Annotated in this window: 23 protein-coding genes, 1 tRNA gene and 1 pseudogene; 16 read left to right on the forward strand and 9 right to left on the reverse strand. The window is 69.1% G+C overall.

All coding sequences use genetic code 11. From position 1 onward, the window contains the following. The first annotated feature begins 71 nt into the window (after window positions 1–71). From BN1701_RS05315 to mftF, 8 genes and pseudogenes are all read left to right on the forward strand, one after another. A complete protein-coding gene (locus BN1701_RS05315) occupies window positions 72–1,577 on the forward strand; it encodes an aldehyde dehydrogenase family protein (protein WP_054055637.1) in 1,506 nt (501 codons plus the stop codon). Between the two features lie 22 nt (window positions 1,578–1,599). After that, on the forward strand, window positions 1,600–1,713 hold the full coding sequence (mftA, locus tag BN1701_RS05320) for a mycofactocin precursor MftA (protein ID WP_082859660.1): 114 nt from the start codon (window positions 1,600–1,602) through the stop codon (window positions 1,711–1,713). Further along, window positions 1,713–2,012, forward strand: a complete 300-nt coding sequence (mftB, locus tag BN1701_RS05325; RefSeq protein ID WP_054046050.1) for a mycofactocin biosynthesis chaperone MftB — start codon at window positions 1,713–1,715, stop codon at window positions 2,010–2,012. The genes mftA and mftB overlap by 1 nt, the downstream gene beginning before the upstream one ends. Then, a complete protein-coding gene (mftC, locus tag BN1701_RS05330) occupies window positions 2,009–3,229 on the forward strand; it encodes a mycofactocin radical SAM maturase (protein ID WP_054046052.1) in 1,221 nt (406 codons plus the stop codon). Before mftB ends, mftC begins: the two co-directional genes overlap by 4 nt. Next, a complete protein-coding gene (gene mftD / locus BN1701_RS05335; protein WP_054046054.1) occupies window positions 3,226–4,455 on the forward strand; it encodes a pre-mycofactocin synthase MftD in 1,230 nt (409 codons plus the stop codon). Before mftC ends, mftD begins: the two co-directional genes overlap by 4 nt. After that, window positions 4,452–5,114: a mycofactocin biosynthesis peptidyl-dipeptidase MftE gene (gene mftE / locus BN1701_RS05340; RefSeq protein ID WP_054046056.1), complete on the forward strand. Its 663-nt coding sequence runs from the start codon at window positions 4,452–4,454 to the stop codon at window positions 5,112–5,114. Before mftD ends, mftE begins: the two co-directional genes overlap by 4 nt. Then, window positions 5,111–5,875, forward strand: a complete 765-nt coding sequence (locus BN1701_RS05345; RefSeq protein WP_054046058.1) for a mycofactocin-coupled SDR family oxidoreductase — start codon at window positions 5,111–5,113, stop codon at window positions 5,873–5,875. The genes mftE and BN1701_RS05345 overlap by 4 nt, the downstream gene beginning before the upstream one ends. After that, window positions 5,872–7,248 (forward strand): annotated as a pseudogene (gene mftF, locus BN1701_RS05350) (mycofactocin biosynthesis glycosyltransferase MftF); the annotation flags it as partial. The gene BN1701_RS05345 and the pseudogene mftF, both read left to right, overlap by 4 nt. On the opposite strand, the gene BN1701_RS38080 reads toward mftF, so the two are convergent. The 6 genes from BN1701_RS38080 to BN1701_RS05375 form a co-directional block, all read right to left on the reverse strand. Then, a complete protein-coding gene (locus tag BN1701_RS38080) occupies window positions 7,191–7,388 on the reverse strand; it encodes a hypothetical protein (RefSeq protein WP_369800666.1) in 198 nt (65 codons plus the stop codon). The pseudogene mftF and the gene BN1701_RS38080 overlap by 58 nt on opposite strands. Window positions 7,389–7,532: 144 nt before the next feature. Next, window positions 7,533–8,978, reverse strand: coding sequence for a wax ester/triacylglycerol synthase domain-containing protein (locus tag BN1701_RS05355; RefSeq protein WP_054046060.1), 1,446 nt, complete (start codon window positions 8,976–8,978; stop codon window positions 7,533–7,535). Then, window positions 8,975–9,991: an NAD(P)H-dependent glycerol-3-phosphate dehydrogenase gene (locus BN1701_RS05360; protein ID WP_054046062.1), complete on the reverse strand. Its 1,017-nt coding sequence runs from the start codon at window positions 9,989–9,991 to the stop codon at window positions 8,975–8,977. The genes BN1701_RS05355 and BN1701_RS05360 overlap by 4 nt, the downstream gene beginning before the upstream one ends. Then, complete coding sequence (locus BN1701_RS05365; protein ID WP_067520537.1) at window positions 9,991–11,433, reverse strand: HAD-IB family hydrolase; 1,443 nt, start codon at window positions 11,431–11,433, stop codon at window positions 9,991–9,993. Before BN1701_RS05365 ends, BN1701_RS05360 begins: the two co-directional genes overlap by 1 nt. Beyond that, a complete protein-coding gene (locus tag BN1701_RS05370) occupies window positions 11,430–13,310 on the reverse strand; it encodes a lysophospholipid acyltransferase (RefSeq protein WP_054046066.1) in 1,881 nt (626 codons plus the stop codon). The genes BN1701_RS05365 and BN1701_RS05370 overlap by 4 nt, the downstream gene beginning before the upstream one ends. Window positions 13,311–13,587: 277 nt before the next feature. Beyond that, window positions 13,588–13,661 (reverse strand) — tRNA-Leu (locus BN1701_RS05375). A 155-nt stretch (window positions 13,662–13,816) separates the two neighbouring features. On the opposite strand from BN1701_RS05375, the gene BN1701_RS05380 reads away from it, so the two are divergent. Beyond that, window positions 13,817–14,419 (forward strand): ANTAR domain-containing response regulator, encoded by a 603-nt coding sequence (locus tag BN1701_RS05380; protein WP_054046067.1) that lies wholly within the window; start codon window positions 13,817–13,819, stop codon window positions 14,417–14,419. A gap of 159 nt (window positions 14,420–14,578) precedes the next feature. On the opposite strand, the gene BN1701_RS05385 is transcribed toward BN1701_RS05380, so the two are convergent. Next, on the reverse strand, window positions 14,579–16,498 hold the full coding sequence (locus BN1701_RS05385; protein ID WP_054046069.1) for a fibronectin type III domain-containing protein: 1,920 nt from the start codon (window positions 16,496–16,498) through the stop codon (window positions 14,579–14,581). Window positions 16,499–16,725: 227 nt separating this feature from the next. On the opposite strand from BN1701_RS05385, the gene BN1701_RS05390 reads away from it, so the two are divergent. From BN1701_RS05390 to BN1701_RS05420, 7 genes are all read left to right on the forward strand, one after another. Then, complete coding sequence (locus BN1701_RS05390; protein ID WP_067520540.1) at window positions 16,726–17,952, forward strand: branched-chain amino acid ABC transporter substrate-binding protein; 1,227 nt, start codon at window positions 16,726–16,728, stop codon at window positions 17,950–17,952. Window positions 17,953–18,032: 80 nt separating this feature from the next. Then, complete coding sequence (locus tag BN1701_RS05395) at window positions 18,033–18,962, forward strand: branched-chain amino acid ABC transporter permease (RefSeq protein WP_054046071.1); 930 nt, start codon at window positions 18,033–18,035, stop codon at window positions 18,960–18,962. Then, window positions 18,959–20,692 (forward strand): branched-chain amino acid ABC transporter permease, encoded by a 1,734-nt coding sequence (locus BN1701_RS05400; RefSeq protein ID WP_082859661.1) that lies wholly within the window; start codon window positions 18,959–18,961, stop codon window positions 20,690–20,692. The genes BN1701_RS05395 and BN1701_RS05400 overlap by 4 nt, the downstream gene beginning before the upstream one ends. After that, window positions 20,689–21,582 (forward strand): ABC transporter ATP-binding protein, encoded by an 894-nt coding sequence (locus BN1701_RS05405; RefSeq protein WP_082859662.1) that lies wholly within the window; start codon window positions 20,689–20,691, stop codon window positions 21,580–21,582. Before BN1701_RS05400 ends, BN1701_RS05405 begins: the two co-directional genes overlap by 4 nt. Further along, window positions 21,579–22,292 (forward strand): ABC transporter ATP-binding protein, encoded by a 714-nt coding sequence (locus BN1701_RS05410; RefSeq protein ID WP_054046075.1) that lies wholly within the window; start codon window positions 21,579–21,581, stop codon window positions 22,290–22,292. Before BN1701_RS05405 ends, BN1701_RS05410 begins: the two co-directional genes overlap by 4 nt. Window positions 22,293–22,413: 121 nt before the next feature. Next, the gene (locus tag BN1701_RS05415; RefSeq protein WP_082859663.1) at window positions 22,414–23,256 is read left to right on the forward strand and encodes a helix-turn-helix transcriptional regulator; all 843 of its coding nucleotides are present in this window, start codon (window positions 22,414–22,416) and stop codon (window positions 23,254–23,256) included. Between the two features lie 6 nt (window positions 23,257–23,262). After that, the gene (locus BN1701_RS05420; protein WP_054046079.1) at window positions 23,263–23,442 is read left to right on the forward strand and encodes a DUF397 domain-containing protein; all 180 of its coding nucleotides are present in this window, start codon (window positions 23,263–23,265) and stop codon (window positions 23,440–23,442) included. Here BN1701_RS05420 and BN1701_RS05425 read toward each other — a convergent pair whose 3' ends face one another. Together BN1701_RS05425 and BN1701_RS05430 are read right to left on the reverse strand one after the other, a co-directional pair. Next, on the reverse strand, window positions 23,443–23,793 hold the full coding sequence (locus tag BN1701_RS05425) for a hypothetical protein (protein ID WP_157367775.1): 351 nt from the start codon (window positions 23,791–23,793) through the stop codon (window positions 23,443–23,445). Beyond that, window positions 23,790–24,224: a hotdog fold thioesterase gene (locus BN1701_RS05430; protein WP_054046083.1), complete on the reverse strand. Its 435-nt coding sequence runs from the start codon at window positions 24,222–24,224 to the stop codon at window positions 23,790–23,792. The genes BN1701_RS05425 and BN1701_RS05430 overlap by 4 nt, the downstream gene beginning before the upstream one ends. Window positions 24,225–24,295: the final 71 nt, after the last annotated feature.

Here is a 24,295-nt window from a genome sequence, read left to right on the forward strand (position 1 = left end):
GCTCGCGGTCGGGAGTGATCCTGGTCGCACGGACCTCGCAGGAGGCGGGGTCGCCGCACCCGGAGGCATCCATGACGTTTGTTCTTCCCGACCTACACGCTTCGGTCATCCCGGCCGTACGCGACTTCCTGGGTACCCCGAAGCAGTTGTTCATCGGCGGAGAATGGGTCGACGCGGCGAGCGGCGAAACGTTCGACACGGTCGACCCCGCCACGGGACGAGTCCTCACGACCGCCGCCCTCGGCGGCGCGGAGGACATCGACCGGGCCGTCAAGGCCGCGCGCATGGCCTTCGATGGCGAATGGAGCCTCTGGACACCGGCCCAGCGCCAGCGTCTGCTGTTCCAGATCAGTGAGGCGATCCGGGATCGGGCCGAGGAGTTCGCCCAGCTCGAATCGCTCGACAACGGAAAGTCGGCTGCCGTCGCCCAAGCCGTCGACGTGCTGTGGGTGGCCGAGTTGTTCGCGTACTACGCGGGCTGGGCGACCAAGATCGAGGGTCGAACGATCCCGGTCTCCGTCCCTTGGGCGCCCGGCGCCCAGTGGCACGCCTACACGCTGCGCCAGCCCGTGGGTGTCTGCGGCGGCATCGTGCCTTGGAACTTCCCGCTGCTCATGGCCGCCTTCAAGGTGCCCGCCGCGCTGGCGTGCGGCAACACGACGGTGCTCAAGCCCGCCGAGCAGACCCCGCTGTCCGCGCTGCTGTTGGCCCAGGTGATGGCCGACGCGGGTCTGCCCGACGGAGTGTTCAACGTGGTCACCGGCTACGGCGACGCAGGCGCCTCGCTCGCCGCGCACATGGACGTCGACAAGATCGCCTTCACCGGGTCGACCGAGGTGGGCAAGCTCGTCGTCGACGCCGCTCGCGGCAACCTCAAGAAGGTCTCGCTGGAACTCGGGGGCAAGAGCCCCCAGGTGGTCTACGCCGACGCCGACCTCAATGTCGCGGTCCCGGGAACAGCGAGCGGTTTCCTGTTCAACCACGGCCAAGCCTGCACCTCGGGCACCCGCCTCCTCGTGGAGGACTCGATCTTCGAGGAGTTCACACAGGCCGTCGCCGAGGTGGCAGGCGCGAGCAAGCTCGGGCCAGGCCTGGACCCGACCTCGGAGGTGGGACCGCTGATCGACGGCACCCAATTGGCGCGCGTGACCGGCTTCATCGAGGCAGGCCTCAATGACGGAGCCCGTGCACTCACCGGCGGTGGCCGCCACGGCGACGAGGGCTTCTACGTGGAGCCGACCGTGCTGGTGGACGTCCAGGACTCCTTCAGCGTCTACCGCGAGGAGATCTTCGGGCCGGTCGTGGTCGCCACCCCCTTCAGCGCGCGGGAGGGAGTCCGTCGGCAGGCGAACGACACGCCGTTCGGTCTCGCCGCGAGTGTCTGGACCCGCGACGTCGCCAAGGCCCACCGCACCGCTCGCGAGATCAACGCGGGCACCGTGTGGATCAACTGCCACAACGCCTTCGACGCCGCCATGCCCTTCGGCGGCTTCAAGGAATCCGGGTGGGGCCGCGAACTCGGCGAAGGCGCGATCGACCTCTACACCCAGAACAAGTCAGTCAACGTCGCACTCTGACTCACCGCAGGAAGGGAACACCATGAACCCGGCTGACATGAACCCACCGCAGGACACCGAGGACGCAGGCGAGGAACTCGTCGCGGAAGACCTCATCGAGGAGGTCTCGATCGACGGCATGTGTGGCGTTTACTGATGCCGGACCTCCTGCTCGACCCGATGCTGGGGCAGGCGTGGACACTGTCCCCGTCGGTGGCGCTGCGTCCCGAACCCTTCGGTGCGCTGGCCTACCACTTCGGCAACCGCAAGCTCACCTTCCTCAAGCGCCCGCGGTTGGTGTCAGTGGTCCGGGCGCTCGGTGAGCGCCCGGACGTGCGGTCGGCCCTGATAGCCGCAGGCGTTCCCGAGGCCCAGCACGCGGCGTACGTCGCGGCGCTGCGCGCTCTGGCCGCCACCGACATGATTCGCCCGCGCGCCGAGGAGGTGACCACATGACCGCGGTGCGCGAACGTCCCTTGGGCGGCTCCCTCATCGATCAGTTCGAGCTCGGACTGGACGCGCCGATCTGCCTGACGTGGGAGCTCACCTACGCGTGCAACCTCGCGTGCGCACACTGCCTCTCGTCATCGGGCAAGCGCGACCCGCGTGAGCTGAGTACCGAGCAGTGCGAGGCGGTGATCGACGAACTGCGGCGGATGCAGGTGTTCTACGTCAACATCGGCGGTGGCGAGCCCACGATCCGGCCGGATTTCTGGCACCTGCTGGAGTACGCCGTCGACCACCAGGTCGGCGTGAAGTTCTCCACCAACGGCGTGCGGATCACTCCCGAGCGAGCGCGGTTCCTGGCGTCGACCGACTACATCGACGTTCAGATCTCCCTGGACGGCGCGACCGCGGAAGTCAACGACTACGTGCGGGGGCCAGGGTCGTACGACACCGCGCTCACCGCGCTGCGGAACCTCCACGACGCGGGTTTCAAAGACGCGAAGATCTCGGTCGTCTGCACCCGCGAGAACATCGGGCAGCTCGACGAGTTCAAGGCCCTGGCGGACCGGTTCGGCGCGACGCTGCGCCTGACGCGGCTGCGCCCCTCGGGGCGCGGGGCGGATGTGTGGGACGAGCTGCATCCCCGGCCCGAGCAGCAGAAGGTGCTCTACGACTGGCTGATGGCGCACGGCGAGGACGTCCTGACCGGTGACTCGTTCTTCCACCTCGCCGCGTTCGGCGAAAGCCTGCCGGGCCTGAACCTGTGCGGCGCGGGCCGCGTGGTGTGCTTGATCGACCCGATCGGTGACGTGTATGCGTGCCCGTTCGCGATCCACGCCAATTTCCTGGCGGGCAACCTCCTGGCCGACGGTGGATTCCAGCGGGTGTGGCAGACCTCCGAGCTGTTCACCGAGCTGCGCTCGCCGCAGACCGGTGGCGCGTGCGCGAAGTGCACGTTCTTCGACTCGTGTCGCGGTGGTTGCATGGCTGCCAAGTTCTTCACCGGGCTGCCGCTCGACGGGCCCGATCCCGAATGCGTGCGGGGCTATGGCGAAACCGCGCTCGCCGGGGCGCGAACCATTCCCGCCGCGAGCCAGGACCACTCCAAGACCGGTCCGACGCGCAACCAGCCGGTGATGCTCAAACTGATGACCCGGCCTCCCGTGTCCGCGTGCTCGGAGAGCCCGCTCGCCGACTACTCGCCCGAGAACGGCTGCTGCTCGTGAAGCTCGAGAACCCCTGGAAACAGAACCCCTGGTTCGAGTCCGTCGCCGTCGCCCAACGACGTGCACGGAAGAAGTTGCCCGCCCCGGTGTACGGCGCCCTCGTGGCGGGCTCCGAGCGTGGCCAGACGATGAGCGACAACGAAGCAGCGTTCCGCGAACTCGGGTTCGCTCCGCACGTCGCTGGTCAGTGGGCAGAGCGATCGATGGCCACAACGGTGCTGGGCCAGGAGATCTCGCTGCCGGTCCTCATCAGCCCGACCGGCGTCCAGGCGGTGCACCCCGATGGCGAGGTGGCCGTCGCCCGCGCGGCCGCCGCGCGGGGAACGGTGATGGGGTTGTCGAATTTCGCCTCCAAGTCCGTCGAGGAGGTCACGGCCACCGGAGCGGCGACGTTCTTCCAGATGTACTGGACCGGCGACCGCGACGTAGTGGTCCAGCGGATGCGGCGCGCGCACGCGGCCGGTGTGGTGGGCCTGATCGCCACCCTCGACTGGTCGTTCTCGATGGGCCGCGACTGGGGGAGTCCCGAGATCCCGGAGAAGGTCGACCTCAAGACGATGGTCCGAATGGCGCCGAAAGTCCTCACCAAACCGCGCTGGCTCTACCAGTTCGGGCGCACCGGCCATATCCCCGACCTCACCGCACCCAACCTGGCACCTCTCGGTGGAGAGGCGCCGACGTTCTTCACGGCGTACTACGAATGGATGACCACCCCGCCGCCCTCCTGGGAGGACGTCGCGTGGATGCGCGAGCAGTGGGCCCAGATCAGTGGGACGCCGTTCCTGCTCAAGGGGGTCTGTCGCGTCGACGACGCCATCCGCGCCCGCGACGTGGGGGTCTCCGGCCTTTCTGTCTCCAACCACGGCGGCAACAACCTCGACGGCACGCCTGCCGCGATCCGGATGGTCAAGCCGATCGCCGACGCTGTCGGTCACGACCTCGATGTCGTGATGGACGGCGGCATTCGCCGCGGCTCCGACGTCGTCAAAGCTGTCGCTCTCGGCGCCCGGGCCGTGATGATCGGCCGCGCCTACCTGTGGGGTCTCGCGGCCAACGGTCAAGCGGGCGTTGAGAACGTCCTCGACGTATTGCGCGGCGGCATCGACTCGGCGCTCATGGGCCTGGGTGTCGCCTCGGTCGACGAGCTGACCCCCGAGCACGTGCTGGTGCCCGCGGGATTCCACCGCACTCTCGGCGTACGGACTCCGGAGGTCGCAGGCGGATGACCGGTCAGATCGCGGACGCCACCTGGCCCGAGCTGGCCCAGGTCGATCTCGTGCTGGTGCCGGTCGGGTCGATCGAGCAGCACGGACCCCACCTGCCGCTCGACACGGACACCGCGATCGCGACCGGCGTGGCGCGGGGTGTGGCCGCGGCTCTGGAGGGGGCCTGGGTGGCGCCTGCGGTCGTCTACGGCTCCAGCGGCGAGCACCAGGCGTTCCCGGGCACCAGCTCCGTCGGCACCGATGCCCTGCGTCTCATGCTGGTCGAGCTGGTCCGGTCCATGCGGACGTGGACGCGACGCGTGCTGTTCGTCAACGCCCACGGTGGCAACCTGCGGGCCCTGGACGGCGCCGTCCGCCAACTGGTGGACGAAGGCCACGATGTCACCTGGGCGCCGTGCGCGACGGAGGAGGTCGATCTGCATGCCGGTCGCACCGAGACCTCGCTGATGCTGCACCTGCGACCGGACTCGGTGCGCCTCGACCGGTCCGAGGCGGGAAACACTCAGCCCCTGCAAGAGATCCTGCCAACCCTCATCACGCGCGGCGTGCGTGCCGTCTCCGCCAACGGGGTGCTGGGCGATCCGACTGGCGCCACGGCGGAGGAAGGCTCCCGGCTCCTCGCGCGGATGGTGCGCGACGTCTTGGCGCGCGCGACATGAGCCGGGTGGCGATCGTCACCGGAGCGGCCCGCGGGATCGGAGCGGCGACCGTCGCGCGACTGGTCGCCGACGGCTATCGGGTCACGGCAGTGGACTCCTGCGAGGGCGCCCCGCTGGCCACTCGCGCTGACCTCGACGCCGTGGCCGCCGCCCACGGAGACACCGTGCTCGCCCACGTCGCGGACGTCCGCGACCGCGCTGCCCTGGCCGAGGCCGTCACGCACACGATCGACCGCTGGCACCGGCTCGACGTGGCCGTCGCCTCCGCCGCGGTCATCCGTGGCGGCGCACCGCTGTGGGAGACGGCCGAGGCAGACCTGGACCTGCTGTGGGACGTGGACGCCAAGGGTGTCTGGAACACCGCCGCCGTCACCGTGCCCGCGATGCTGGCAGGCGCCGACCCGTCCGGTTGCCGGTTCGTGGCCGTCGCGTCGGCGGCAGGCACCCACGGCATGTTCCACCTGGCCGCCTACAACGCCGTCAAGCACGCGGTGGTCGGCATCGTGAAGGGCCTGGCCGCCGACTTGGCGGCCACCGGCGTCACGGCCTGCGCCGTCTCGCCCGGCTCCACCGACACGCCCATGCTGCAGGCGACCGCCGACCTCTACGGCGTCACGGCCGCGGAACTCGCGGGGCACCAGCTGATCCGGCGACCGATCGACCCCGCCGAGATCGCCGCCACGATCGCCTTCTGCGCCTCGCTGGCGGGTCGGGTCGTGAACGGCGGTGTCGTGCACGCCGACGGCGGCTTCGCGTCATGACCACGTCAGCCGCGGCCCGGCTCCCGGACGGGTTCGAGGTCCGCATCCGCGACGACGTCACACGGTTGGGCGATGGTCGCGTGCTGGTCGGGGGCTCGCCGTTGCGCGCCATCCGGCTCAGCAGCGGCGCGATGGGGCTGATCGACCGAGACCGGGTTCGGGTGGTCGACCCCCGGAGCGGCGCCCTCGCGCGACGACTCCTCGACGCCAACGTCGCCGACCCCGTCCTGCTTGCGATGGTCCCGGCCGACTCGATGACGGTGGTGATCCCGGTGCGGGACCGGCCCGAACAGTTGGACCGTGCCCTGGCAGCACTCCACCCGCTTCCCACAGTCGTTGTCGACGATGGCTCGAAAGCCCCGGAGGCCGTCGCCACGGTGGCGGCGCGCCATGGTGCGCGACTTGTCCCACTTCAGGTCAACCTGGGACCGGCGGGCGCGCGGAACGCCGGGCTCGCGACCGTCCAGACGCCGTACGTCGCGTTCGTCGACTCCGACGTTGACGTCACGGCTGACGCCCTGATGCGCCTCGCACAGCACTTCGCCGATCCATGCGTCGCCCTGGTGGGGCCTCGGGTCGTCAGCGTCGCGCGCTCCGCGCGGCCACGATGGCACGAGCGGTACGACGAGTCCGCATCCTCGCTCGACCTGGGAGTTCGCGCCTGCTCCGTGCGCCCCGGCGCCGCGGTCGCCTGGCTGCCCAGCGCGTGCGTCGTCGGTCGCGTTGATCTGCTGGCCGACGGGTTCGACGGCGACCTGCGCATCGGGGAAGACGTCGACCTGGTGTGGCGGCTCGTCGCCGCGGGCCACACGGTCCGTTACGACCCCTCCGTGCTTGCTCGACACGACACGCGACCGACCCTGACCGGGTGGCTGGGACGCAAGTTCGCCTACGGCACCGGTGGTGCCGTGCTCGCACAGCGGCACGGCGCTCACACGGCGGTGGCGCAATTGTCGCCTGCGATGGCGCTGGCGGCCGGTGCGCTGCTCGTCCGCCGACGCTGGTCCGTGCCGATCGCCGCCGTCTGCCTTGCGCGCGGCGCCAGGTCCTTGGCCACCAGCCTCCCCGATCCGGTGATCACGCCTCGACTCGTGGGCCAGATCTCCGCGCGGGGATTGGGCTGGGCACTGCGCCAGGAGTCGTCGCTGCTGCTGCGCCACTGGTGGCCGGCAGCACTGGCTGCCGCCGTGTGGAGCCGGTCGATACGCCGCGCCATCGTGACGGCGACCGTCGTGGACCTCATCGCGGCCACCCTGGAAGGAGTTCGCCTGCGACCCATCGCTGCCTTCTTCGGACGTCGGATCGATGATCTGGCCTATGGCGGTGGTCTCTGGTGGGGCTCTATCCGGGCCCGTTCTCCCCGGGCACTCGCGGTGCGGTTGGTCCGCTCGATCGGGATCTCAACGCCGCGCTTGGAGCCGACGGCGATCTCCACCGCCGGGCCGGAGAGGATCAGTCCGGCCAGGTCGGCGGGGTTGCCGGTGGTGCACTGCAGGGCGATCAGGCCGCCCATGCTGTGGCCGTAAAGGCGCGTGCTCGGCGATGCCGTGCGAGATCACCACGACGGCCTTGGCGTCGTTGGCGTCCGGGCCGGTCCAGCCCTGCCAGTGGATGGTGCCGCCCGCGGTACCGGTGAACCGACCCTCCACATGCTCCGTCATCGGCCCTCCACGGTGGATAGCTCGAGCACCTCGCGCAGGCCCTCGTCCAGACATTCCATCATCACGTCCGGATCCTGGACCGCGCTACCGTCCATATTGATGCCGAAGCAGCAGACCCCGGCATGCGAGACCATCGCCGCCATCACCGCGACGCCTGGCAGCGGGCCGAACGGGAACAGCCGCTCCACCTTCGCTCCGGCCATGTACACCGGGTGCGGTACGCCCGGGATGTTGGACGCGGACAGGTCGGCCGCGCTGCCGATCTGGTCGTAGACGAACCCGCCGACCGCCGACGGAATCCGGTTCAGCACCGGCGCGACCATCGAGAAGGTGTCCAATGCGGGTTCGGTGCGCAGCGAGAGCACGGTGCCGCGGATGGTGGCGATCCGCTCCGCCGGGTCCTCCACACCGACCGGCGCGGCGAAGAACGCACCGGCGAACTTGTTGCCGCCCAACGGATCGTCGGCCTTGCGCAGGCTGACCGGCATCGCCATCGGCAGTTCGTCGATCGACGTGCCGTGCCGGTCGTGGTAGCGCCGCAACCCGCCGAGCAGAGCGGCGACATAGGCGTCGTTGAGCGATCCACCGGCCGCCTTCGCCGCCGAACGCAGCTCCGCCAGCCCGCACTCCAGCACACCGAACTTCCAGGATGTGCCGGACCGGTTGGTCAGCAGCGGGGACGGCGCCGCGGGTGGTGGCGAGAGGGTGCGGCGCATCGACCCGGCGAATCTGACCGCATCGCTGAGCACCTCCGACGGGTGCGTCGCGGCGTACACGCCCATCGACAGCGCGCGCCACAGCACGCCGGGCACCCGCCGGGCCTGCTCGGTCAGCTCGACCGTTGCCAGCCCGGAGGCGTCCATGGTTTCCCTGGCGGTCAACGGATCCGCGGGCAGCGGCTTGTTCGGGGTGTGCTCGCGGGTGCGGCTCTGCACCATGGTCATCAGCTGGATGCCGCCCATCCCGTCGGTGAGTGAGTGGTGCAGCTTCAGCACGTAGGCGGCCTTTTCGCCGTCGAATCCCTCGACCAGGGTGCCCTCCCAAAGCGGGCGGGTGCGGTCGAACGGCGTCATCGCCAGTGACTGGGCCAGTTCCAGCAGTGCGGCCAGGCCGCCCGGGGCGGGCAGGCGGGTACGCCGGACGTGGTAGTCGAGCTGGAAGTTCTCGTCCGGCACCCAGGCGGGCGGGCCGACCGGCAGGGCGGGTTCGAGCACCCGCTGGCGGCAGCGCGCGATCAGCAGGCTGGCCCAATCGTGCGCGGCGAAGAACCGGTCCCAGTCCGGGACCTGGTCGTAGATCAGCACCGAGGTGATCGTGGAGGACAGCCGCGGATGCCGTTCCGAGCGCCACAACAGCGCCTCGATCTCGTTCATCCGGTCGCTGGTGTTCCACCCGGAGGCGGCGGCCCAGGCCTCCTCGTTGGTCGAAAGCGGTCCGGTCACCACTCCTCCCCGTGCACCTCGTGGCCGGGCGCCTTGCGCAGCAGGCCACGGTAGGTGTCCTCGACCGGCTGCCCGTGGTTGATCACCGCATCCATCTCGCGGGCGATCGGCATGTCGATCCCGCGCTCGGCGGCCAGCTTCATCACGGTGGCGACGGTCTTGACGCCCTCGGCGACCTGGTTCATCTCCTGCGCGATCTGATCCAGCGACTTCCCTTGCGCCAGACCGACTCCAACCGTCCTGTTGCGACTGAGCGGGCTGGTGCAGGTGGCGATCAGGTCGCCCATGCCGGACAGCCCCGCGAACGTGTCGGCCTGCCCGCCGAGTGCGACGCCGAGGCGGGTCAGTTCACGCAGCGCACGGGTGATCACCATCGCCCTGGTGTTGTCCCCTGCCTCCAGGCCGTCGCCGATGCCGACCGCGATGGCGAACACGTTCTTCAGCGACCCGGCGTACTCCACGCCGATCACGTCAGTGGTGGTGTAGACCCGGAAACGCGTGGTACGGAACAGATCCTGCAGCATCGAGGCCTGCTGCTGCTCCGGCATGGCGATGGTCGCCGCGGCCGCGTAACCCTGCACCACCTCGCGCGCGATGTTCGGCCCGGCCAGCACACCGGCCGGATGCCCCGGCAGGATCTCGTTGACGATCTCGGTCATCCGCTTCCGGGTGCCCTGCTCCAGGCCCTTCACCAGGCTCACCACCGGTACCCACGGCCGCACGTGCTCGGCGACCTGCTCCAGCACCGAACGGCTGTGCTGCGACGGGACTCCGAGCACGATCACGTCCGCCTTGCCTACCGCCTCGGCCAGCTCCGCGGTCGCGCGGAGCGCCTCGGTGAGCGGCAAGTCGTTGAGATAGCGGGAATTGCGGTGGTTGTCATTGATGTCCGCGACCGTCGCCGGGTCACGCGCCCACAGGACTGTGTCGGTGTTTCGCGCCGCCAGCGAAGCGACGGTCGTACCCCACGACCCGCCGCCGAGCACCGCGACACTGGGCATCCTGCCAGCCATCAATCTCCCTCTCGATCCGGCCACTTCTCAAGCGTGTCAACGAACTTCTGCCGCACCTCGGCGGTGATCCGGTCCAGGTCCTCGACCTTCCAGTCATCGGTCGGGATCGGGTCGAGCACGCACACTTCGACGGTGCCAGGGTGCACCAGTTTGGACCGGCGCCACATCAGCTCGCCGGTGTTGCGCAACACGATGGGCACCATCGGCACGCCCGCCTGGATAGCGATGTGGAACGCGCCCTTTTTGAACCGCGCCAGCGCCGGAGTCGGCGCCCGGGCGCCCTCCGGGAAGATCACGATCGACGTGCCCGAGCGGATCCGCTCACCGAGCTTGTCCAGCTCCGCGATGGCCTTCTCCGGGTTGGAGCGATCGATGAACGCCGGGTCGAGCAGCAATCCGCCGATCAGCGTCCGTGGATCGTACTGCGCCTCCTTCTTGCCGACCGCGGTGAAATCCTTGCGCAGCAAGGAACCCATCACAATTGAATCAAGCGAGCTCTGGTGGTTGCCGATGAAGATCGACGGCCGCGCCCGCCACAGGTTGTGCTCGCCGATCACGTTCAGCTTCACCCCGGCCAGCGCCAGCGCCGAGTCGCATGCCAGCGGGATGCCGGTGTTGATGCCGAACTTGCGGTCACGGTTGAGGATGCCGAGCGCGGCGCCGACCCCGAGGCCGACGTTGAGCCCGGCCAGCGCGCCGACCGTGCCCAGCACCGAACGCAGCCCCGCCTTCCTCGGCTCGCGAAGCCTCAGCACCGGCCACTTCTGCAGCGCCGCCGCGTCCAGCAAGCCGCGGTGCGGGTTGATCGCGTACGGCAGGCCTGCCGAGGCGAGAAACGCCACATCCTCGTCGCCGTTGGCGTAGGCGTGGCTGGCGGCGAGGTCGATTCCCTTGTCCCGCGCGAACTGCCGCACCGCCCGCGCCTTCGGCTCACCCCACAGCATCTTCCCGGCCAGGCGCCCGGTGAGGATGCCGTCCTCGGTCTCCAATTCGGTGCACAACACGTGAGTCACGCCCAGATCAGCGGCGATCGGCTCGATCTGGAACCGGGTCGCCGCCGAAGCGAAGGCCACCGTGTGCCCCATCTTCAGGTGCGCCCGGACCAGGTCGCGGGCCTGCGGACGGATGGTGCCCGCGGTCTTCTGCACGAACAGCCGCTCGCCCAGTTCGACCAGTTCGTCCTCACCGCGTCCGCGCAGGCCCCCGACGCTCACATCACCGATCTTGGTCGGGTTGCCGCCAAGCAGGTTGCCGTCCAGCGCCGCGACCATTGTCCTGGTGAACTCGCCGACGCCGATGTCACGGCTGCGCAGCCGGTCGTTCCAGAACGCACTGGCCGTGTAGCCCGCCACGACTGTGCCGTCGAGGTCGAAGAACGCTCCGATCCGCGGACCACCCGGTCCACTATGGATGGACGCGACCACGTCTTCAGGTGTGATCATCGGCTGCTCGCCCTGGCAAGCTGCGCGACGACTCCCGCACGGCGGGCCGCCTCCCGGATCTCGGCCAGGAAGTCCTTGCGGCGCTTGGCCAGATGCGGCTCCGCCGAGTCGATCAGATCACGGTGTCGGGCCAGGCGCAGCGCCGTCCGGAACAGCTCCAGCGTCACCGACTCGTCACTTGCCACTCGCCGCTGCAGCGCCCACTGGCGGCCCACTCGCAGGCACTCGTCGAGGAAGCGCTTCTCCTCGAACTCGTCGTCCCACGCGGCCAGCCGGTCGGCCACCACGTGGTAGGCGTCCAGGTACGGACGCAGCACCAGGTGCGCGACATGTGGCCGAGCCCGTTCCAGCCGCAGCCGCAGATCCGCCGGGTCGAACTCGACCTTGGCGTCGCCGAAGAGGGCCAGTTCCTCGCGCAGTTCGTGACCGAACTCGTCGCGGCCGGAGAAGAAGAACTCGAACTTGAGCAGCTCGCGCAGCCGCAGGGCCTCCCCGCGCGCGGTCCGCGCCACCTCGCCGGTGCCCTCGACCGCTGAATCCTCGGCCGCGGCGAGCAGCGCCAACTCGCCGATCGCCCGCTCGACCAGAACGTGGATCGCGGTGTTGCGGTAGAACGCGGCAACCAGATGCCTGTCCGGCGCGATGCCCCACACCGTCTCGGTGCCGCCCTCGTAGCAGGTGAGCACGCCGGAGGAGGTCATCTCCTGCAGTGCGCGGCGGATCGTCGAACGGTCGGTCAAGTTCGCCGCCCCGGCCACCGGCCAACTGCGGCTGCTCAAATAGTCGGCCAGTGGAGCGACCGTCGCCAGCACCTCGTCCAGCGACAACGCGCGGTCCGCGCCCAGCATCGCCAGGCTGACCACCGCGGTCGGGGTGACCGGTGTGGCCCGGTTGATCCGGTGGCACACGTCCAGCGCGACCCGCTCGATCACGTGCGGCGCCGCCGCCTCGTCCGCCCGCAGTTCCGCCAGCCGCTCGCTGAGCGAGAACGGCTCACCGAAGTCCAGGTAGGCGCGGCCGAGGCGCTGGCGCTGCTCGCGGGCGAAGTTGACCAGCCAGCGCAGGTCCTCGGGCCGTTTGCTGCCACCACGCGCCTCCGTGGTCATCATGGCGACCTCGTGCAGTTGGTCGTAGACGATCGACACCGGCACGACCAGAGCCTCCGCGGCGCCGACGGCGTCCACCGCGTCAGCGATGTAGCGCAGGATCCCGAACACCGGCGGGCGCAGCTTGCCGGTCCGGGTGCGGCCGCCCTCGATCGACCAAGCCAGGTTCGCCCGGTTGCGCACCAGCTGAGCGATGTAGTTGCGCAGCGCCCACCGGTACACCGGCATGTCGGACGTGTTGCGCCGGATGAAGATGACGCCCGCCCGGCTGATCCAGTTGCCCACCGGGAAGAACTTCAGGTTCGCGCCACCGAAGGTGTATGCGGGCGAGATTCCGCGGGAGCTGACCACCTCCGGGACCATCGTTCCGTCGAGATAGGAGCGGTGGGAAAACAGGAACAGCAGCGAATGCTTGCGGTCCAGGGCCCGCAGCCGACTGACCGACTCGTCATCGACATACACATCGTGCGCGCGCATCAGCCACTGACTGAACCGGCTCCACGTGTCGCCCGCCCTGTCGCCGTGGGTCGCGGACATCTCGCGCAGGTACCCCGCGGCCTCCGCCCGGACATCGTCGGGTTTCTTGCCCAGCCGCTGCGCCAGGCTCGCCAGGCTCTCGTCGGCGGCCGTGTCGCCGAGCAGGTCGGCCACCTCCCGCGTGTCCGAACCGAGCGGGGTGACCGCCTCCTCGAGTACGCCCGCCCGCTGCAGCAGTCTTCGCGCGTGCAGCCGATCCAGCGCACCGATCAAGGCCGGGTGCCCCTCGCCCATGACCGCCTCCCTGGTTATGTGAACCAGATCACAGAGGGTTCAGTCTTGTTGAGCACCTCGTCAAGGTCAATGGAGCCGAACGGATCGCCACCCTCGGCGCCATCACTCAAACTAGACGCGGCCGACGACGCCGAACCGAGCCGTCGACATCGCCATCCGGCTACCCGCAGACCAACTACCCCACATCGCCGAAACGGCGGAAAGGATCAACGAACCTGATCAAAACACCAGCAGCGCCTGCTCCGACGGCAGACCCTGCTTGTGTAGATGCTGTACGTGCCCCCGGTCAGAGTCGAACTGACACTGGACGGATTTTGAGTCCGCTGCCTCTGCCGGTTGGGCTACGGGGGCGTCGGCTGAGCACTCTACGCGATCAGTCGGACGGCTCGCGCGGAGGTTGGGGCGTTGGGGTGATGTCGGGGGTGTCACGTCGCCGGGTACGTGGTCAAGGGGTACGCGGCGGTAGGCTTCAGGTTCCCCGTTTCCTGGCAGCAAGGAGGACCCCGGTGACCGAGCTGGCTACCGAGGCCCAAGCCGCCGCGCCCCGTCGGGTGCTGGTGGCGGAGGACGAGGCGCTCATCCGGCTTGACCTGGTCGAGATGTTGCGGGAAGAGGGGTACGAGGTCGCGGGTGAGGCCGCCGACGGCGAAGAGGCTGTGCGGCTGGCCGGTGAACTCAAGCCCGACCTGGTGATCCTCGACGTCAAGATGCCCAAGATGGATGGGATCGACGCGGCGACGACGATCGCGGGGGAGCGGATCGCGCCGGTGGTGATGTTGACGGCGTTCAGTCAGCGGGAGCTGGTGGAGCGGGCGCGGGACGCTGGGGCGATGGCTTATCTGGTCAAGCCGTTCGCCAAGCATGATCTGGTGCCCGCGATCGAGCTCGCGGTCAGCCGGTTCTCCGAGTTGCAGGCCCTGGAGACCGAGGTCGCCGGGCTCACCGAGCGGCTGGAGACGCGCAAGGTCATCGAGCGGGCCAAGGGGCTGCTGATGAGCAAGCAGGGGCTGTCCGAGCCCGAGGCGTTCCGGTGGATCCAGCGCACCGCGATGGACCGGCGTACGACGATGAAGGCCGTCGCCGAAGCCGTGGTGGAGAACATCACCTAGGCGCCGCCCTGCGAGTCCGGCACGCGCTATCCGCGCCCGAGCGGCCCCTGGCCGCATGGGCGGAAAGCCCAAGTACACCCAGTACGAGCGGCATTCCGGCGGCACGCCCAGCGGAAACCTGGATCCGCCGATAGCCCGACAACGCTCATGGACACAGCACTAGACGACGATGAAGCTCTGCAGGGTGGACGACTGGCTCCCGTCCACCCCGATCACCCGTGTTTCCAGCACATGCCGCCCCGGTGTCAGTCCACTCAGGCCCATCGGGATCGTGTAGCGGCCGCCCGGGGACGGGCCGCCGATCGACGTGGGCAGGCCCGCGACCAGCGTGCCGTCGAGCCACAGTTGCAGGCCCTGCACACCACCCACCGAGCCGGTGTCCCACTGCGCCGGGGCGCCCGCCAGGTCGATCGTCACCACCAGTCGGCCCTCCGGGGTGACCGTGGGGGTGGGCAGCGGCGTGCCCGCGGAGTCGCCGAGGTCGACCGTGGCCACCGGGAGGGCGGCTTGACCTGGGCGGTTGCGATCGGTGCGGCGGGGCTGGGTGGTGGTCTGGGGCGCCGCCGACGGTGCCGGTGTCAGCTCAAGGTAGCTCTCCTGGACCACCGCCCCGGCGCCTGCTCCCGGGGCGCGCACGACGAACGGGCTCAGGGTCGCCGGGCCCTGCGACCCCAGCAGGTCGGGCGGCACGTCGGCGATCACCGTGACCGCGGCTCCGGCGGACACCGGCGGTCTGCCAGGGACGGCAGGTGCGGCGGGGAGCAGCCGATCGCCCAGCTGGATCGTCGTCGCGGTGGCGTCCATGCCGCCTGAGGTCGTCATGGTGACCACGATCTTCGCGGCCAGGGCGCCGGTCAGGGGGCGGCGGTTGATCCCGAAGTCCGGCGCGGCCGACTCCGGGGTCTGGACCTGGCGGGTCGCCACGTTGACCGGGACCTCGATGACCTGCGGCACCGGGGCGGACGGGCCGGTGAACCCGGCCGCCGCGAGGTGCACCCGCGCCCGCCTGCCTTGCGGGCCGCGGACCCCGACCAGCGCGGACGCCTCCTGCCAGCGCGGCAGCGCCCCCGAGACCGCGATGGTGACCCCGTCCTGCTGGACGAACACCCCGCGCGTGGTCAGCCGGACCTCGATCAGGTGCAGCACGCCCGCCCCGCGCGGCGGCGCGATGGCGGGCTGGTCGGTGGCGGTGAGCCAGTCCAGGCCCGCGCCGGTGTTCACCCGCGCGCCCGTGTCGTCGACGATCGCCCGGATCGCGCCGTCGGGCAGCGTCGGGTCCTCGCCGGGGTGCGGGGCGGACCGGACCGCGCCGATCCGGTCGGGCCTGCCGGGGACCAGGTCCAAGGTGAGTCGCCCGCCGGGTCCGGCGGCGTCGGTCAGCGCGGCGAACCGGGCCAGCACCCCGGCGCCGTCCTCGGCGAGTCGCAGTGGCTGGCGGGCCCGCAGGACCGCCTCATCGGCGCCGCAGCCCAGGTCGATCGGCAGCCCTGCCTCGCCGGGGCCGCGCTGTCCGATGTCGACACAGCCCCGGTAGCCCGACAGGTGCCACCGCGAGCCCGGCACGTCGGCCAGGACGGTGCTGTCGTCGCCGAAGTCGTCGAGCAGGCCGGTCAGGCCGTTGCGCCAGCCGACGTCGCCGCGCCCGGGGCTCGCCTCGATCCGGGCTGGGGTCGAGCGCTGGCCGAAGTGGTCGACCGCGCGCACCTCCACCTGGTATTCCGTGCCGTCGGCCAGGCGGTCGAGCTGCGCTTCCGGGGTCACGACCAGCCGGGTCCTGACCTGATCGCCCTCGGCCCACCGCACCTCGTACCCGGCCGTCCGCGAGCCCGCCCACGACACGCGCAGGCGTCCCGGCCCCGGGACCGCGCGCAGGTCGCGCGGCTGGTCGGGCACCCGTCCCGGCTCGGGCAGCAGAACCGTGTCGGCGGCGTACTTCGTCACCCGCACGATCGGAACCGACGGTGGAGGAGACGGCCGTTCGGCCTCGGGTTCGTCACTCGGAGTACGCAGAATGAGCACCGCGCCCCCGACCAGGGCGACGGCGCCCACCCAGCTGAGTACCTGCTTGCGGCTCGGCACTATCGCAGCGTATGGCCAGGACCCCGCCCGCTCGACCACCTGTCCGAACGATCCAAAACAGGGCCAACATCACCACACACTTTCGTTGCAGTCTGGTCACGAGCAGCCTAGGCGCGTGACTACACCTCGTTAGGTCACTACTTTCCGCCCCAACCCTCCAAAGGTATGAGGGCTAGGTTCGACATGCTGTACGGCATCGTCGGACAGAAGCGGAGAAGGGACATCACGTGCGAAACCAGACGGTGAAGGCCGGTGTGCTGGTCGCTGGCGCGTTGTTGCTCGCAGCCTGTGGCACCAACAAGACCGAGACCGGTGCAGGCGGGGGCAACCAGAGCTGCGACCAGAGCAAGGGCACCTTGGTCATCGGCGTCATCGCGCCGCAGTCCGGTGGTCTGTCCGCGCTTGGCCTCGGCATTAAGAACTCCGCGCAGCTCGCGGCCGATCAGGCCAACGAGAAGTGCGCTGTCAAGGGCTACAAGCTCGCTGTGCAGACCGAGGACGACCAGGCCACGGCTCAGGTCGGCGCGCAGGCCGCTACTCGGCTCTCCTCGAACGCGAACGTGGTCGGCGTCGTCGGAACGCTGAACTCCTCGGTCGCGCAGAGCGTGCAGCCGATTCTCAAGGGCAAGAACATCGTTCAGATCTCGCCCGCCAACACCAACCCGGCGCTGACCCGCGGCGCCGACTACGGCACCGCGCCCAAGCGCGCGTTCGAGACGTACTTCCGCGTCTGCGCCACTGACGACCTCCAGGGCCCGTTCGCGGCCAAGTACCTGGTCGGCAAGGCGGGCAAGAAGTCCATCGCGATCATCACCGACGGCAAGACCTACGGTGAGGGCCTCGCGGCGGAGTTCAAGAAGCAGGCCGAGAAGGACGGCGCCAAGATCGTGGCGTCGGCCAAGGTCGGCGAGAAGGACACCGACTTCGCGGGCGTCATCGCCACGATCAAGGGTTCCAACCCCGACGCCATCTACTACGGCGGCGAGTACCCGCAGGCGGGCCCGCTGTCGAAGCAGGCCAAGGACGCCGGTCTGAACGTCCCGGTCATGGGCGGCGACGGCATCTACGACCAGAAGTACATCGACCTCGGCGGTAAGGAAGGCGACCTGGCCACGTCGGTCGGCGCCCCCACCGACACCCTGCCCAGCGCGAAGGCGTTCATCGACGCGTACAAGGCCAAGGGCTTCAAGGACGACTTCAGCGCGTACGGCGCCTTCTCCTACGACGCCACCAACGCCATCATCGGCTCGCTCGCCAAGGCCGTCGAAGGCGGCGACTGGAGCGACTCGAAGCGCGCTGACGTGATCAAGAACGTCCAGTCCTACTCGGCTCAGGGCGCGACCGGTGACATCAAGTTCGACGAGTACGGCGACAGCACCAACAAGCTGCTCACCGTCTACAAGGTGTCGGCGGGCAAGTGGGTGGCCGACGAGACCGGAACGTTCGGCGGCTGATAGCTAAGTTCTGGTCCCAATAAGTCGGATGTGGCGGGGGTAGGCGAACATGCTTGCCCCCGCCGCTTTTGGAGGTAGACGTGGCCACGCTGCTACAGCAGCTCATTAACGGCCTCGTGCTGGGCGGTTTGATCGCGCTCATCGCGCTGGGCTACACGATGGTGTACGGCATTATCCAGTTGATCAACTTCGCCCACGGCGAGGTCTTCATGGTGGGCGGATTCGCATCCCTCGCCACCTATTCATACGTCCTTCCCGAGGGTCTCAAGAGCGACTGGTGGTTCGCGCTGCCGCTCATGGCGCTCGGTGGTGCGCTTGTCGCCGTGATACTCGCGGTGATCATGGAGCGGTTCGCCTACCGGCCGCTGCGCAACGCGCCGCGCCTGGCACCGCTGATCACCGCGCTCGGTGTCTCGGTGATCCTCAAGGAAGCGGTCCGCCTGTGGTACCCGGGCGCGACCGCACCGGTCCCCTTCCCCCGCATCTTCGTCGACAAGACGTTCAGCTTCGACGTCTTCGGCGGCTCCATCACGATCGGCTCGACGGCGCTGCTCATGATCGCCGTCTCGATCATCGGCGCGGTGATCCTGCAGACCTACATCACCAGGTCGCGGATGGGTCGCGCCATGCGAGCCACCGCGCAGGACCCGGACACCGCCCGGCTCATGGGCGTCAACCCGAACCGCACGATCGTGCTGACCTTCGTCATCGGCGCGGCACTGGCGGGTATCGCGGGTGTGCTGTACGGCATCCAGATCACCAACGTCGACACCGAGGTCGGGTTCCTCTACGGCATCTTCGCGTTCACCGCGGCGGTGCTGGGCGGCGTCGGTTCGATCAAGGGCGCCGTGATCGGCGGGTTCGCCATCGGTCTGGTCAAGACGCTGTCCGGCCAGTACATGTGGGGCGGCACGCAGTACGACCTGGTGTGGATCTTCGTCATCCTCATCGTCGTGCTGGTCTTCCGGCCGCAGGGCCTGTTCGGTGAGCCGGAAAGGGTGCGCGCGTGAGCCTCAATGAGCTTGTCAAGCCCTCGATGGCGCGACCCATGATCATCGCGGGTGGCGTTCTCGGGATCATCGCGGCGCTGCTGCCGTGGGCGACCTTCACCCTCAACGACGGTCCCTACCCGGACAAGGCGACGCTGCAGTTCTTCGACCTGCCGTTCGCGGTGAGCGGGTTCCGCCTGCACACCTTGATCCTCGGCGTGGCTCTGCTGGTCGTGACCTTCGCGCCGATCCCGGCTCGCACCCGGATCCAGCGCTCGCTGGGCTGGGGCCTGCTGGCCGTGGCCGCGGTGAACACCGCGTTCATCCTCGGCGACGGCGGCGGCTTCGGCGCGATCACCGCCGCCGAGGGCAATGTCGCTTTCGGCGGCATCGTGGGCATCATCGCCGCCGTGCTGGTCATCCTGGCCACCAAGGCGAGCACCGTCGAGCCGATCCCGCACTGGAACACCAAGGTCCCGACCCTGGTGGCCTACGTGGCGCTGATCGTGGCGTTCGTCGCCTTGCTGCTGGTCGTGGCGATGCTGCTCAACGCGGGTGGCCAGGGCGGTGTCGGCAACCCGTACGCGGGACCGATCTTCCTGTCACTGCTGGGCTTCCTCGCCGGTGCCCTGGGCGCGCTGCACGGGATCGGGCTCACCACCTGGATCTCCCGGCTCTCCGACGACCACAAGTGGTTCAGCATCATCGTGCTGCTGGCGTGCGCGCTGGCGCTGCCGTTCACCGAGGCGGGCACCGACTACTGGATGACCACCGCGGCCAACATCGGCATCTACGCCGCCACCGCGATCGGTCTGAACATCGTGGTCGGTCTCGCGGGTCTGCTCGACCTCGGTTATGTCGCGTTCCTGGGTATCGGCGCGTTCGTCGCGGCGAACTTCTCCGGGGCGGTCGCGGCCAAGGCGGGCATCGAGCTGCCGTTCGTGGTCGCGGCGATCATCGCCGCGATCGTGGCGGGCATCTTCGGCGCGGTGGTCGGCTCGCCGACGCTGCGCGTGCGCGGTGACTACCTGGCGATCGTGACGCTCGCCTTCGGTGAGATCTTCAAGAAGTCGGCGCAGAACGACATCGGCGGGCTCACCGGCGGCGCCAACGCCATCCCCGGCGTGCCGCCGATCAACTGGTTCGGCCAGTCCTTCGACGAGGGGCTGACCATCGGCTCGATCGAGCTGCCGTCCGGCGTCCTGTACTACGTGCTGATCATCGTGCTCGTCGCGCTGGTCATGGTCGTGTTCGCGAACCTGAAGAACTCGCGGATCGGCCGTGCCTGGATCGCGATCCGCGAGGACGAGGACGCGGCGCGGGCCATGGGCATCAAGACCGGCCAGGCCAAGATCCTCGCCTTCCTGATCGGTGCCACGCTGGCCGGTCTGGCGGGCGCGGTGTTCGCGCACAAGACGTCCACAGTGGCCTATGACAGCTTCCAGTTCATCGAGTCGGTGACGCTGCTGGCGGCGGTCATCCTGGGCGGCATGGGGTCGATCCCCGGTGCCGTGCTCGGTGCCGCGCTGCTGCTGGTGCTGCCGGAGAAACTGCGTGAGTTCTCCGACTACCGCCTGATCCTGTTCGGATTCGCGCTGGTGCTGATCATGCGCTTCCGGCCGCAGGGCCTGGTGCCCGACAAGCACCGGAGAGCGGAGTTGGCCAACGAGGGCGCCGAAGGCGTCCCCATCAGTGAACTCAACGTCACCGATGACACCCCGGGTGGCGCGAAAGCGGAGGTGGCCCGATGACGGCTCCAGTGTTGTCCGCCACCGACGTCTCGATGGTCTTCGGCGGTCTCACCGCCCTCAAGGACGTCAACATCGAGCTGCACGAGGGCCAGATCCTCGGGCTGATCGGCCCCAACGGCGCAGGCAAGACCACGTTCTTCAACTGCCTCACCGGTCTCTACACCCCGACCCGGGGCACGGTGAAGCTGCACGGGCGCACCCTGCCCAGCGACCCGGCCGCGGTGACGGTGGCCGGTGTGGCCCGCACGTTCCAGAACATCCGGCTGTTCCCCAGCATGACCGCGCTGGAGAACGTCCTGGTGGGACGGCACGCGCGGATGAAGCAGGGCCCGGTCGCGTCGCTGTTCCACGGCCCCGCCTTCAAGAAGGGCGAAGCCGCGGCCAAGGCGCGTGGGCTGGAGCTGCTCGAGTTCGTCGGACTGTCCGGTTTGGACGACGAGCTCGCGCGCAACCTGCCATACGGTGACCAGCGTCGGCTTGAGATCGCCCGCGCGCTGGCCACCGACCCGGCGGTGCTCCTGCTCGACGAGCCCACCGCGGGCATGAACCCGCAGGAGACCGAAGCGGCCCGCCAGCTGATCTTCGCGATCCGCGAGCTGGGCATCGCCGTGGTGGTCATCGAGCACGACACGAAGTTCATCTTCTCGCTGTGCGACCACGTGTCGGTCCTCGTGCAGGGCCAACTGCTGGTGGAGGGCGCGCCCGAGGTGGTCCGCGGCGATCCGCGGGTCATCGAGGCATACCTTGGCAAACCGCCGGAGGAAGTCCAGGCCGAGGTGCGCCAGTACGCGGAGGAATCCCCGGCTGAGCGCACATCGGTGATCGAGACGATTTCGGAGCGCACCCAGGTGATGGAGCCCATCCGCCGGGAAGAGGGAGGACAGCGGTGACCGCACTGCTCGAGGTACGCAACCTCAGCGTCGCCTACGGCGCCATCGAAGCCGTTCGCGACGTCTCGTTCTCCGTCGAAGAGGGCCAGATCGTCAGCCTCATCGGCAGCAACGGCGCGGGCAAGACCACCACGCTGCGCACCATCTCCGGTCTGCTCCGGCCCAAGGCGGGCGAGATCCTCTTCGAGGGGAGGTCGATCGCCAACGCGGCCGCGCACGAGATCCTGGAGAAGGGCGTGTCGCACTGTCCGGAGGGCCGCAGGCTCTTCGGCCGGATGACCGTCGAGGAGAACCTGCAACTCGGCGCCTACGTCCGCCGGGACAACGGCGTCGAGCAGGACATGCACCGGGTCTACGAGCTGTTCCCGGTCCTCGGTGAACGACGCAACCAGAAGGCGGGCCTGTTCTCCGGCGGTGAGCAGCAGATGCTCGCCATCGGCCGGGCGATGATGTCCAAGCCGCGACTGCTCATGCTCGACGAGCCCTCCATGGGCCTGTCGCCGATCATGACCCAGCGCATCTTCGACACCATTTCCGAGCTGCAGTCCCAGGGGACGACGATCCTCTTGGTCGAGCAGAACGCGCTGGCCGCCCTGGCCTTGTCCGACCGCGGCTACGTGGTCGACCTGGGCCGCACGACGCTGGAAGGCCAGGGTCACGACCTGCTGGCCGACACCCGCGTCCGCGCCGCCTACCTCGGCGAGGATTAGAGGTTTCAGATCGAGCGAAGGCCGCATCCCACGGGGTGCGGCCTTCGCCGTTTCATGTGCCGAAATCGTTCAGCCGATCGGTCCGGTTGCTGTTCATCGGCTGGTCCGGTGTCATGAGCACATGATCAGTAACCGGTTGCCCGCTCGGATGCGGGCCTTGGGTATGGAGTTGGCGGCAGCCCGTGTGTATGACGGGAAGACGACCAAGGAAGCGGCGAAGGGAATCGGGTCCTCGCCGACGACAGTTAATCGGACCGAGAACGCCAAGCGCGTCTCGCCGATCACGGATGTGGCGGGCCTGCTAGCGCTTTACGGGGTGACAGGGCCGGACAGGGAAAGAATCTTGGACCTCGCCCACAATCTGGAAGCCAGCGAATGGCTGGAGTCATGCGACCGGTTGCCCCGCCTGCTGCCTGCGCTGATGGCCTTCGAGTCGCGAGCGACCTCGCTACTTGACTTCGCGCCTGCCGAAGTGCCGGGTCTCTTTCAGACACCCGCCTACGCCAGGGCTATCCACGCTGCCTGTGGCATCACGGGTGCCGACCAAGACGCGATGGTCGAGGCTCGCCTGGACCGCCAGAATGTGCTGAGCAAGCGCACCGCGCCGACCTACACGGCAATCATTGATGAGGCCGCTTTGCGCAGGCCATTCGGTGGGGCAGAGGTGATGGCGCAGCAAATCCATTGGCTGATCGGGAAGGCGCAGCAGCCGAACATCAACCTTCGCGTGATCCCGTTCCGGCTCGGCGGATATCGGAACCCGGGTCAATTCGCGCTCATGGGGTTTCGCGGTGTCCCGCCGATCGTTTACGTGGAACATGAAGGCGCGTCGGGCTTCCTCGATGCGCCCTCAGACGCGGGGATGTTCCAAGATCTGGCTGCTAGGCTGGTCGAGTTCGCGTTGGGGTCCGCCGATTCGGTGAACTTTCTGACCAGGATGGCGGTCGACTACGAGTGGGGCTGAAACGGCATGCGCGCACAGTGGCGGAAGTCGAGCTTTAGCGGCGGCGGGCAGGCGAGCTGCGTTGAGGTCTCCTTCGCCACCACTGTGCGCGTGCGGGATTCCAAGAACCCCGATGGCGGCCTGCTCAGCGTGCCCCCGTTCGCCTGGTCGCCCGCTGTGCTCGCCGAACTGGCCGCGCGCCGCTGATCACGGCCAGCCCGGCGCCGACGGGTCGGCCTTCGCGAGGATGCCCCGGCACTTCTCCGTCGCCTGCTCCCGCACCCACCCGTCCCGCAGCACGCCTGCGTCCCGCTGGCGGATCGCCTCGTCGGCCAGTGGGATGAAAACCTCGTACTGGTCGCCCGTCAGCCCCATCGCCTGGTATTCGTAGGTGTCGGTGACGCCCGCGAGCTTCTGCCCGACCCAGTAGTCGAGCTGGTTCGCGCACACCGTCAGGGGATCCGGCGGGGGAGTCTCCGTCGTCGTCGGCGTGGACACCACAGTGGGGGAGCCGCAGGCGGTCAGTACCAGCGCCGCGGCAAGGGCGAGTCGTCTCATTTGTCGCCGGGGGCGCGGTCGAGCGCGACACACGTGAGGCGGGCGGTGCAGGTGCGCTTGCCCGTGTTGTCCTCGGTGATCACGATCTCGAAGGTCGACGTCGACCGGCCCACGTGCAGCGGCGTGCACACCGCGGTGACCAGGCCGTCGCGGGCCGCGCGGTGGTGGGTGCAGGACAGTTCCAGGCCGACGACCAGTTTGCCCTCCGGCGCGTTGAGCGCGGCGCCGATCGAGCCCAGGGTCTCGGCCAGCACCGCGTTGGCGCCACCGTGGAGCAGGCCGTAGGGCTGGAGGTTGCCCTTGACCGGCATGGTCGCCACGAGCCTGCTCGGTTCCCACTCGGTGACCTCGATGCCGAGCTTGTCGGCCAGCAGCTGGTCGGCGACCTCCGGGCGCAGGCCGGGAATCTTCGTCGGGTCGATCGTGCTCACGGAAAACCTCCGATGGGTGACGCATGGTCGACTGACCCCCACTCTGGGCGAGGCTGTCGGTGCCTCAGCCT

The organism is Alloactinosynnema sp. L-07 (assembly GCF_900070365.1).
GTDB lineage: Bacteria > Actinomycetota > Actinomycetes > Mycobacteriales > Pseudonocardiaceae > Actinokineospora.